General features: G+C 67.0%; 8 protein-coding genes. 6 read left to right on the top strand and 2 right to left on the bottom strand.

The window, feature by feature from the left end; genetic code table 11:
• Window positions 1–92 precede the first annotated feature (92 nt).
• Together rsfS and rlmH are read left to right on the top strand one after the other, a co-directional pair.
• Window positions 93–545, top strand: coding sequence for a ribosome silencing factor (rsfS, locus tag MAA8898_RS11025; RefSeq protein WP_094021066.1), 453 nt, complete (start codon window positions 93–95; stop codon window positions 543–545).
• Between the two features lies 1 nt (window position 546).
• Window positions 547–1,017, top strand: a complete 471-nt coding sequence (rlmH, locus tag MAA8898_RS11030; RefSeq protein WP_094021067.1) for a 23S rRNA (pseudouridine(1915)-N(3))-methyltransferase RlmH — start codon at window positions 547–549, stop codon at window positions 1,015–1,017.
• Window positions 1,018–1,096: 79 nt separating this feature from the next.
• On the opposite strand, the gene MAA8898_RS11035 is transcribed toward rlmH, so the two are convergent.
• Entirely contained in the window at window positions 1,097–1,900 is an 804-nt protein-coding gene (locus MAA8898_RS11035; protein WP_094021068.1) for an undecaprenyl-diphosphate phosphatase, read from the bottom strand.
• 226 nt (window positions 1,901–2,126) lie between these two features.
• Here MAA8898_RS11035 and MAA8898_RS11040 point away from each other — a divergent pair, with 226 nt between their 5' ends.
• The 3 genes from MAA8898_RS11040 to gltB all read left to right on the top strand — a co-directional run bounded on the left by MAA8898_RS11040 (window position 2,127) and on the right by gltB (window position 9,342).
• Complete coding sequence (locus tag MAA8898_RS11040) at window positions 2,127–3,563, top strand: NAD(P)-dependent oxidoreductase (protein WP_094021069.1); 1,437 nt, start codon at window positions 2,127–2,129, stop codon at window positions 3,561–3,563.
• A 147-nt stretch (window positions 3,564–3,710) separates the two neighbouring features.
• Window positions 3,711–4,637, top strand: coding sequence for a hypothetical protein (locus tag MAA8898_RS11045; RefSeq protein WP_094021070.1), 927 nt, complete (start codon window positions 3,711–3,713; stop codon window positions 4,635–4,637).
• Window positions 4,638–4,806: 169 nt separating this feature from the next.
• Complete coding sequence (gene gltB / locus MAA8898_RS11050; protein ID WP_094021071.1) at window positions 4,807–9,342, top strand: glutamate synthase large subunit; 4,536 nt, start codon at window positions 4,807–4,809, stop codon at window positions 9,340–9,342.
• 63 nt (window positions 9,343–9,405) lie between these two features.
• Here gltB and MAA8898_RS11055 read toward each other — a convergent pair whose 3' ends face one another.
• Window positions 9,406–9,915 carry a hydrolase gene (locus tag MAA8898_RS11055; RefSeq protein WP_094021072.1) on the bottom strand — a complete coding sequence of 170 codons (510 nt, stop codon included), beginning with the start codon at window positions 9,913–9,915 and terminating at the stop codon, window positions 9,406–9,408.
• Window positions 9,916–10,056: 141 nt separating this feature from the next.
• Here MAA8898_RS11055 and mtgA point away from each other — a divergent pair, with 141 nt between their 5' ends.
• A complete protein-coding gene (gene mtgA, locus MAA8898_RS11060; protein WP_094021073.1) occupies window positions 10,057–10,800 on the top strand; it encodes a monofunctional biosynthetic peptidoglycan transglycosylase in 744 nt (247 codons plus the stop codon).
• Window positions 10,801–10,820: the final 20 nt, after the last annotated feature.

Here is a 10,820-nt window from a genome sequence, read left to right on the forward strand (position 1 = left end):
CAGGCAATCTGCCGCGTGGGGGGCTGTGGCACCGGGCCGCGCCATTGAGAATTTACATTTCCGGTGCTATCTTGGAGACAGGCCCGCGCGCCATGGGCTGGCTTTGGCGCATCACACAGAAGGAGGAGACGACCCTGTCTTCTACGACACTTGCGGCACATGCCGCGGAACAGGGCCGGGGCTACCCGGCCGTGACACAGAGCGGACCGAACGCTGAGAGCACTCTCGCGGCGGTGCTCGAAATCCTCTCCGACAACAAGGCCGAAGATATCGTGCAGATCGACCTGCGCGGCAAGTCCTCTGTCTGCGACTACATGGTCATCGCCTCGGGCCGCTCTTCGCGGCAGGTGGCGGCGTTGTCGGAAAAGGTGGCTGACGGACTCAAGCATGACCACGGCCTTCTCTCGACCCTCGAGGGCAAGGACACCGGGGACTGGGTGCTGATCGACGCGGGCGACGTGGTGGTCCATGTCTTCCGCCCGGAAGTGCGCGAGTTCTACCAGCTGGAAAAGATGTGGGCACCTCTGGGGACCCTCAAGGTCTGACATGCGCCTGCATCTCTGCGTCGTCGGCCGGCTCCGCAAGGGGCCGGAAAAGGCGCTGCTGGACGACTACCTGACACGGTTCGACCGAACCGGCCGGGCTATGGGGCTTGGCCCGGCGCAGGTGATCGAGGTCGAGGACCGCAAGGGCGGCGGCATGGCGGCAGAGGCGGCGCTGCTGCGCCGCGCCATCCCGCAGGGTGCGCGGGTCTGCGCGCTGGACGAGCGGGGACAGCTGTGGTCCTCGCCCGAGTTCTCGGAGAAACTGGCCGGCTGGCGCGATGGCGGGGCGCAGGACCTGGCGCTGCTGATCGGCGGGGCGGACGGGATCGACCCCGGTTTGAGCGCCGAGGCGCAGGACCTGATGTCGTTCGGCCCGATGGTCTGGCCGCACATGCTGGTGCGGGCGATGCTGGCCGAACAGCTGTACCGCGCCGCGTCGATCCTGGCGGGGGCGCCGTATCATCGGGTGTAGGGGGCGCCGCCCCCGTCGCGCGATGCGCGCCTCCCCCGGGGGTATTTATCCAGAGAAGAAACCCGGGCGCGGCGCGGGGTCAGGCGTAGGCGATCCAGAGCAGGATGGTGCCGAGGACCACCCTGTAGATCACGTAGGGCGTGAAGCTGACCGAGCGCAGCAAGCGCATCATCAGCCAGAGCGCGCCGAGCGCCGAGAGGAAGGCCAGCGCGGCGGCGATGGCGCCGTCGCGCGCGGCCTGCGCATCGGCGGTGGCGGCGACCTCGATCCCCAGCAGCGTGCCCGAGGCGATGATCGTCGGGATCGACATCAGCATCGACAGTTTGGCCGCGTCGTGGCGGGCATAGCCCAGGTGGCGCGCGGCGGTGATGGTGATGCCCGACCGCGAGGTGCCGGGAATCAGCGCGACCGCCTGCCACAGGCCCATGACCAGCGCGTCGCGGATGCGCCAGTCGCTGTCCGTCTTGACCTGCGCGCCGCGCGTGTCGGCCCAGTAGAGCACAAGACCGAAGATGATCATCGTCCAGCCGATCACCGCGACCGAGCGCAGCGCATCGTCCAGCCCCGTCAGCTTGAGCGCGAGGCCGGCCACAATGACCGGAAGCGTCGCGATCAGCAGCAGGACGGCCAGCTTTGCCCCCGGCGTGTCGGCCCGCCCGGTGGCGAGGCGCAGCGTGCCGGTGGCGGCGCCGCGCACGTCGGTCCAGAAGTAGAGGATGACGGCGAAGAGCGTGCCGATGTGGACCGCCACGTCGATCACCTGCCCCTGGTCCTGCATCCCGGTCAGATTCGGCAAGAGAATCAGGTGCCCGGAGGAAGAAATGGGAAGGAACTCGGTAACCCCTTGGATCAGGGCGAGAATCAGGAGCTGGGTCAGGGGCATGGAAGGGGTCCGGGGTTGCGTGTGCGGGTAGGTATAACCCCCTGTTTCCTCAGCGAAAGGATGTAATTAGGTCCGGTTTGCGCCCTAATATTTCACGCCAAAGGTGATTTTAACAGGAGGTCCACGCAAGAAATCGACTTATATGTCAGTATGTATGACTTTTATTCCCTTTTGACCTTATGTATGCAAATCGGGACCTGAGAATGTACCTGCAAAGGGTTGAGGAATGGCAAAGCAGCCGATGCTGAAGTTCGTGACGGTGGGCCGGGAGATGCCGGAGAAGCGCGGGGCCGACCTGCGCCGGACCGATTTCCACGAGATCTACGCCGAGTATGCGAAGGCGAAGGCCGAGGAGCAAGCCGCGCGGTGCAGCCAGTGCGGCGTGCCCTATTGCCAGAGCCATTGCCCGCTGCACAACAACATCCCCGACTGGCTGCGTCTGACCGCCATGGGGCGGCTGGAAGAGGCCTACGAGGTCAGCCAGGCCACCAACACCTTCCCCGAGATCTGCGGCCGCATCTGCCCGCAGGACCGGCTGTGCGAGGGCAACTGCGTGATCGAGAAGTCGGGCCACGGCACCGTGACCATCGGCTCGGTCGAGAAGTACATCACTGATACCGCTTGGGAAAAGGGCTGGGTCAAACCGATCGTCCCGGCGCGCGAGCGCACCGAGAGCGTCGGCATCATCGGTGCCGGCCCCGGCGGTCTGGCCGCCGCCGACATGCTGCGCCGCGCCGGCGTGCAGGTCACCGTCTATGACCGCTACGACCGCGCGGGCGGGCTGCTGACCTACGGCATCCCCGGCTTCAAGCTGGAAAAGGACGTGGTGCTGCGCCGCAACGAGCAGCTGGAGCAGAGCGGCGTGCGCTTTGTGCTGAACTGCACCGTGGGGCAGGATTTGTCGTTCGACGAGATCCGGGCACAACATGATGCGGTCATCATCGCAACCGGCGTCTACAAGTCGCGTGACCTGGGCGGACCGGGCGCCGGGGCCAAGGGCATCGTGCGGGCCATCGACTACCTCACCGCCTCCAACCGCGCCGCCAACTTTGGCGACAGCGTGCCCGAGTTCGAAAGCGGCGAGCTGAACGCCGAGGGCAAGAAGGTGGTGGTGATCGGCGGCGGCGACACCGCCATGGACTGCGTGCGCACCGCCATCCGGCAGGGCGCGACCAGCGTCAAATGCCTCTATCGCCGCGACCGCGCCAACATGCCGGGCAGCCAGCGCGAAGTGCAGAACGCCGAGGAAGAAGGCGTGCAATTCGAATGGCTTACCGCGCCCAAGGGATTCACCGGAAATCCGGTGAGCGGCGTCATCGTCGAGAAGATGCGGCTGGGTGCGCCGGACGCGACGGGCCGTCAGCGGCCCGAGGTGATCGAAGGATCGGACTACGAGGAAGCCGCCGACCTGGTGATCAAGGCGCTGGGCTTTGAGCCCGAGCCGCTGCCGACGCTGTGGGGCTGCGAGGGGCTGGAAGTGACCCGCTGGGGCACCATCAAGGCCGAATTCACCAGCGGGCGCACGGCCTTGCCGGGGGTCTACGCGGTGGGCGACATCGTGCGCGGCGCGAGCCTGGTGGTCTGGGCGATCCGCGACGGGCGCGACTGCGTCGAGGCGGTGCTTCAGGACTTTGCTACCAAGGCGGCGGTGGCGGCGGAGTAAGCCGCAGGTTTGTACAAAAGGTACGTCTTGTACGCGAAAAAAGTCTTTTTGTACAAATTCGGGCCGCCTGCCCTGTCGGGCAAAAGGCGGCCCAGCCAGGACGACCAACAAGGTCAGCACGGCTGACCCGGGAGAGGCGAAAGGTTGATGAAGGGTAAAGCAGGCATCCCGGCGCGCGCGGCTCTGGCCGCCCTGCTGCCGTTTGCCTGCGCGTTGCCGGCGGCGGGACAGGGCAGCTTTGCCCCGCCCGAGGGCTGCGAAAGTTACCTGACGGTGCAGGCGCAGAACTGCGTCGTCACCAATCATTATGTCTGCCCCGCCATCGACCCCGAGCACCAATTCCGCACCGATTTCGGCGAGGCCGGTCCCTATTTCACCAGCCGGATCGACAACAAGGCACACTGGGTGTCCAGCGGGCCGCCGGACGATCCGGAAGAAACGCGCACCGTGCCGCCGCCGGGCGATCCGGGCGACGTGGACGAGCTGATCGCCAACGGCGTCGACACCTTCGATTTCTACCAGGAGTCGCCGCAGGAGGGCCGCACGCGGATCACCGGCTATGACCGGATCGTCGGCGAAATCGAGATCGACGGCGAACCGCTGTTCCGCACCGAGTTCGAAATGACCCGCACGGATGAAAGCGGCCGGGTGATCGAACACGTGACGGGCAAGGAATACGTGTCGGAAAGGCACCGCCGGTTCTTTGCCGGGTTTGCGGCGGACGTGATCGACGGCCGCGAGGCTGCCGGGATCGACCGCAGCCCGGTGGAATTCATCTATCCCGGCGAGCCGGGCTTTGGCGCGACCTACCCGCGCTATGGCTGCGAGCTGATCAGCCAGGGGCCGGGTGCGGAGCCGCGGCTTTGGCGGGCCGCGGCGCGGCGATCCGACGGTGGAATCCCGCGATTTATCGGGCTACATCCGAAGATGTCCAAAGCGGTGCACCTGCGTCAAACAATCGCCGGGCCGTCCGGGCGGCCCGCCGATGACGCGGCGGCCTACGGCCTTGTTCCGCGTCCGGGCGCGCTGTTCGACGGGCAGCGGGTCACGGTGCCGACCGGAGGCCAGTCATGAGCGCGCGGTGGGGGTATCGGCGGTGGACCTGCCTGGGCGCGCCGGGATGCAAACGCGCTGCCCGCTGACGCGGGCGGACAGCGTGGAACAATTCGGCGCGCTGGACGACGGCGGGCCGGCACAGAGACAGACGACCCGTGGTGCGGGTCATGAACGGAGGGCTAAAGCCATGACCAAATACGACGCAGACTGGGTGGCCCGCGAGGAAGCCAAGCGCAAGTGGATGGCCGAGAACGGCCTGTACCACGAGGGCGAGGAACATTCCTCCTGCGGTGTCGGCCTTGTGGTCAGCCTCGACGGCAAGCCGTCGCGCCAGGTGGTGGAGGCCGGGATCACCGCGCTCAAGGCGGTCTGGCACCGCGGCGCGGTGGATGCCGACGGCAAGACCGGCGACGGCGCGGGCATCCATGTACAGATCCCTGCCCCGTTCTTCTATGACCAGATCGGCCGCACCGGCCACACGCCGCGCCGCGACGAGCTGATGGCGGTGGGCCAGGTGTTCCTGCCGCGCACCGACTTTGGCGCGCAGGAGACCTGCCGGACCATCGTCGAGACCGAAGTGCTGCGCATGGGCTACTACATCTACGGCTGGCGCCACGTTCCGGTGAACGTCGAGGTGCTGGGCGAAAAGGCCAACGCGACGCGCCCGGAGATCGAGCAGATCATCCTCTCGAACGCCAAGGGCGTGGACGAGGAAACCTTTGAACGCGAGCTTTACGTCATCCGGCGGCGGATCGAAAAGGCGGCGGTGGCGGCCGGGATCAACGAGCTGTACATGGCGTCGCTGTCGTGCCGGTCGATCATCTACAAGGGCATGATGCTGGCCGAGCAGGTGGCCGAGTTCTACCCCGACCTGCTGGACGAGCGCTTTACCAGCGCATTCGCGATCTATCACCAGCGCTATTCCACCAACACCTTTCCGCAGTGGTGGCTGGCGCAGCCGTTCCGCATGCTGGCCCACAACGGCGAGATCAACACGCTGAAGGGCAACATCAACTGGATGAAAAGCCACGAGATCCGGATGGCCAGCGGCGCCTTTGGCGACATGGCCGAGGACATCAAGCCGATCGTGCCGAACGGGTCGTCGGACTCGGCCGCGCTGGACGCGGTGTTCGAGGTGCTGGTGCGGGCCGGGCGCAACGCGCCGATGGCCAAGACGATGCTGGTGCCCGAGTCGTGGTCCAAGCAGGCGGTCGAACTGCCCGAAGCCTGGCGCGACATGTATTCCTACTGCAACTCGGTGATGGAGCCCTGGGATGGCCCTGCCGCCCTGGCCATGACCGACGGCCGCTGGGTCTGCGGCGGGCTGGACCGCAACGGGCTGCGGCCGATGCGCTATGTCGTGACCGGCGACGGGCTGCTGATCGCCGGGTCCGAGATCGGCATGGTGCCGACGGACGAGGCGACGGCGCGCGAAAAGGGCGCGCTGGGGCCGGGCCAGATGATCGCCGTCGACATGAAGGAGGGCAAGCTCTACCACGACGTGGCGATCAAGAACCGCCTCGCCGCGGCGCAGCCCTTTGGCGACTGGGTCGGCAAGATCACCGAACTGGACGCGCCGCTGTCGGCCATCGGTGAAAAGCCGCTGTTCGAGGGCGCGGAGCTGCGCCAGCGCCAGATCGCGGCCGGCTACACCATGGAAGAGCTGGAGCAGGTGCTGGCGCCGATGGCCGAGGACGCCAAGGAGGCGCTGGCCTCGATGGGGGATGACACCCCCAGCGCGGTGCTGTCCAAGAAGTACCGGCCGCTGTCGCACTACTTCCGCCAGAACTTCAGCCAGGTGACGAACCCGCCGATCGACAGCCTGCGCGAATTCCGGGTGATGAGCCTGAAGACCCGGTTCGGCAACCTCAAGAACGTGCTGGACGAGGACAGCAGCCAGACCGAGATCCTGGTGGTCGACAGCCCGTTCCTGGGCAACGCGCAGTTCGCCGCGCTGAAGGACCATTTCAACGCCCCCTGCACCGAGATCGACTGCACCTTCTCCGGCGGGCCGGGCGCGCTGCGTGACGGGCTGGCCCGCATCCGCGCCGAGGCCGAGGATGCGGTGCGGTCCGGCGCCGGGCACCTGATCCTGACGGACCAGCAGTGCGGGCCGGACAGGGTGGCGATGCCGATGATCCTGGCCACCAGCGCGGTGCATTCGCACCTGACGCGCAAGGGGCTGCGGACCTTCTGTTCGCTCAACGTGCGGTCGGCGGAATGCATCGACCCGCATTACTTTGCCGTGCTGATCGGCGCGGGTGCCACGGTGGTCAACGCCTACCTCGCGGTCGATTCGCTGGCCGACCGGATCAAGCGCGGCCTGCTGGACATGACGCTGACCGAGGCGGTGAACCGCTACCGCGAGGCGATCGACCAGGGCCTGCTCAAGATCATGTCCAAGATGGGCATCTCGGTCATCTCGTCCTATCGCGGCGGGCTGAACTTCGAGGCCGTGGGCCTGAGCCGCGCGATGTGCGCGGAATACTTCCCCGGCATGATCTCGCGCATCTCGGGCATCGGCGTCAGCGGCATCCAGAAGAAGGCCGAGGAAGTCCATGCGCTGGGCTTCAAGATGGGGCGCGACGTGCTGCCCATCGGCGGATTCTACAAGGCGCGCAAGTCGGGTGAGACGCACGCCTGGGGCGCGCAGACCATGCACCTGATGCAGTCCGCCTGCGACCGCGCCTCTTACGAGATGTGGAAGCAGTACAGCCGCGCGATGCAGGCCAACCCGCCGATCCACCTGCGCGACCTGCTGGCGGTCAAGCCGATGGGCAAGCCGGTGCCGATCGAGGAGGTCGAATCGATCACCTCGATCCGCAAGCGCTTTGTCACGCCGGGGATGTCGCTGGGGGCGCTGTCGCCCGAGGCGCACAAGACGCTGAACGTCGCCATGAACCGCATCGGCGCGAAGTCCGACAGCGGCGAGGGGGGCGAGGATCCGGCGCATTTCGTGCCCGAACCGAACGGCGACAACCCGTCTGCCAAGATCAAGCAGGTGGCCTCGGGGCGCTTTGGCGTGACTGCCGAGTACCTGAACCACTGCGAGGAGCTGGAAATCAAGGTCGCGCAGGGTGCCAAGCCCGGCGAGGGTGGCCAGCTGCCCGGCATGAAGGTCACGAAACTGATCGCCCGGCTGCGGCATTCCACCGAGGGCGTGACGCTGATCAGCCCGCCGCCGCACCACGATATCTATTCCATCGAGGACCTGGCGCAGCTGATCTACGACCTCAAGCAGATCAACCCGCGCGCCAAGGTGACGGTGAAACTGGTCGCCTCCAGCGGCGTCGGCACCATCGCGGCGGGCGTGGCCAAGGCCAAGGCCGACGTGATCCTGATCTCGGGGCACAACGGCGGCACGGGCGCGTCGCCTGCGACCTCGATCAAGTATGCCGGCCTGCCCTGGGAAATGGGCCTGACCGAGGCGCACCAGGTGCTGGCGATGAACAACCTCCGCGACCGGGTCACGCTGCGCACCGACGGCGGGCTGCGCACCGGGCGTGACATCGTCATGGCCGCGATGCTGGGCGCCGAGGAATTCGGCATCGGCACCGCCGCTTTGATCGCCATGGGCTGCATAATGGTCCGCCAGTGCCAGTCCAACACCTGCCCGGTGGGCGTCTGCACCCAGGACGAAAGCCTGCGCAAGAAGTTCACCGGCAACGCCGACAAGGTGGTGAACCTGATCACCTTCTACGCGCAGGAGGTCCGCGAGATCCTGGCCGAGATCGGCGCGCGGTCGCTGGGCGAGGTGATCGGCCGCGCCGACCTGTTGCACCAGGTCAGCCGCGGCGCCGAGCACCTGGACGACCTGGACCTGAACCCGCTGCTGATCCGTGTCGATGGCTCGGACGAGATCACCTATGACCGCGACAAGCCGCGCAACGAGGTGCCCGACACGCTGGACGCGGAAATCGTGCGCGACGCCGCCCGCTTCCTCAAGGACGGCGAAAAGATGCAGCTGTCCTACGCGGTGATGAACACGCACCGCACCGTGGGCACGCGGGTGTCCAGCCACATCGTGCAGAAGTTCGGCATGCGCAACGCGCTGCAACCGAACCACCTGCACGTCAAGCTGACCGGCAGCGCCGGCCAGTCGCTGGGTGCCTTCGCCGCGCCGGGGCTGAAGCTGGAGGTGTCGGGCGATGCCAACGACTATGTCGGCAAGGGCCTGTCGGGGGGTCTGATCGTGGTACGGCCGCCGCTGGTGTCACCGCTGAAGGCGTCGGACAACACCATCATCGGCAACACCGTGCTGTACGGTGCCACCGACGGCCACCTGTTTGCCGCCGGCCGTGCGGGCGAACGGTTTGCCGTGCGCAACTCGGGCGCAAAGGTGGTGGTCGAGGGCTGCGGATCGAACGGTTGTGAATACATGACCGGCGGCGTGGCGGTGATCCTGGGCAGCATCGGCGCGAACTTTGGCGCCGGGATGACCGGGGGCATGGCCTACATCCACGACCCGGAGGGCAAGGCGCGCGACATGATGAACATGGAGAGCATCGTCACCTGCCCGGTCGCCGTGACCGCCTGGGAAGACCAGTTGAAAGGCCTGATCGAGCGTCACGCCGAGGAGACCGGCAGCCGCAAGGCGCAGGACATCCTGCTGAACTGGGACATCGAGAAGGACAATTTTGTCCAGATCTGCCCGAAGGAGATGCTGAACAAGATTCCGCATCCGCTGGGCATCGAGGGCGACATGGCCGTTCCGGCCGAATAGCCTGCCACATCGTCGAAGGGGGCCCGGTCTTGCGACCGGGCCTTTTTCATGGGTGCGGGGCGATCAGGTCATCTCGGCCACGCCGACGACGTGGTTCTTGCCGTAGGCCTTGGCGCATTTCGGACAGGTGGTGTAGAAGAACCAGACATCGCCCGGCTGGCGGCCCTTGGCACGGACGGCCTCCTGCATCGCCGCGTGCCATTTGCGCACGTCGCGGTAGGGGCCTTCGAAGACCTTGGTCACGAAGTCGCCGGACAGCGTTGTCATCGCCTCGTCGGGGACCGGGCTGGCGGCGGCAAAGAGGTGTTGCGCGTGCCAGGGCGAGGTGTCGCGGCTGAGCACGATGTAGTTGTCGGTGTCGAAGGTGCCGGCCGCCTGCATGTGGGTCAGCACGCGGGAAAACACCCGGCCCATGTTCACCGGCAGATGCATCAGCGCCATGGTGTCGGCGCGCACAAAGGGTTTGTCCCTGAACCGCAGCTGCTGGCCATCCCACCCCTGGGGGTTGAACCGGGGGCAGCAGCCGGTGGTGTTCACGCTCATGTCGTAATGGGGAAGGCGGTTGACCTCCATCGACTCGCTCCTTTCGGTTGGCCTGGCCAATCTGGGCCGGTTGCGGGTGCCGCGCCATGATCGGCGTCAAGCGGCCCGGCGCGGGGGCGGGCGATGCGATTTGGCGTGGGTTTCCCGACGGGGCCGGTGTAAAAACCCGCCATGGCGAGCAGAGCGAAAAAAGCGGCAGGCAAGGGCGGGAGCAAACCCGGGGGCAAGGCGGGGGTCCGGCTGCGCCCGCTGGCCGTGCTGCGGCGCTGGCTGTTGCGGCTGGCGCTGGGGGCGGTGGTGCTGATGGTGGCGGTGGTGGCGCTGTTCCGCGTGATCAACCCGCCGATCACCCACACCATCTGGTCCGAGCAGCGCCGGCTGGGCGCGGTCGAGCGGCGCTGGGTCGCGGTCGACGCGATCGCGCCGGTGATGCTGCGGTCGGCGGTGGCGGCGGAGGATGCGAATTTCTGCACCCACTGGGGATTCGACATGGACGCGATCCGCGCCGCCATCGAGGACGGGGCGCAGCGCGGCGGCAGCACGATCAGCCAGCAGGTGGTCAAGAACGTCTATTTCTGGCAGGCGCGCAGCTATGTCCGAAAGGCGCTGGAGGCGGTGATGACACCGCTGGTCGAGGCGCTGTGGTCCAAGCGGCGCATCCTGGAGGTCTATCTCAACTTGGCCGAGTTCGACGAGGGCGTGTTCGGCGTGGATGCGGCCGCGCGGCACTATTTCGGCGTCGCCCCGGACAAGCTGTCGGCGCGGCAGGCGGCGCTGCTGGCCGCCGTGCTGCCCGACCCCAAGGACCGCAACGCGAGCCGCCCCTCAGCGGCGGTGGACCGGCGGGCGCGGATGATCCAGGACGGCGCGGCGCTGATCGCGCAGGACGGCCGGGCGACCTGTTTCGAGAACTGAGCGGCGGCGCTGGTGATGCG

Source organism: Antarctobacter aquimaris (assembly GCF_900184945.1).
In the GTDB taxonomy this organism is placed as follows: Bacteria; Pseudomonadota; Alphaproteobacteria; order Rhodobacterales; family Rhodobacteraceae; genus Maliponia; species Maliponia aquimaris.

Coding starts and splice junctions, on each gene's coding strand:
- MAA8898_RS11045 (WP_094021070.1), top strand. CDS start 3,711: ATGAAGGGTAAAGCAGGCATCCCGGCGCGCGCGGCTCTGGCCGCCCTG.
- MAA8898_RS11055 (WP_094021072.1), bottom strand. CDS start 9,915: ATGGAGGTCAACCGCCTTCCCCATTACGACATGAGCGTGAACACCACC.
- rsfS (WP_094021066.1), top strand. CDS start 93: ATGGGCTGGCTTTGGCGCATCACACAGAAGGAGGAGACGACCCTGTCT.
- mtgA (WP_094021073.1), top strand. CDS start 10,057: ATGGCGAGCAGAGCGAAAAAAGCGGCAGGCAAGGGCGGGAGCAAACCC.
- MAA8898_RS11035 (WP_094021068.1), bottom strand. CDS start 1,900: ATGCCCCTGACCCAGCTCCTGATTCTCGCCCTGATCCAAGGGGTTACC.
- MAA8898_RS11040 (WP_094021069.1), top strand. CDS start 2,127: ATGGCAAAGCAGCCGATGCTGAAGTTCGTGACGGTGGGCCGGGAGATG.
- rlmH (WP_094021067.1), top strand. CDS start 547: ATGCGCCTGCATCTCTGCGTCGTCGGCCGGCTCCGCAAGGGGCCGGAA.
- gltB (WP_094021071.1), top strand. CDS start 4,807: ATGACCAAATACGACGCAGACTGGGTGGCCCGCGAGGAAGCCAAGCGC.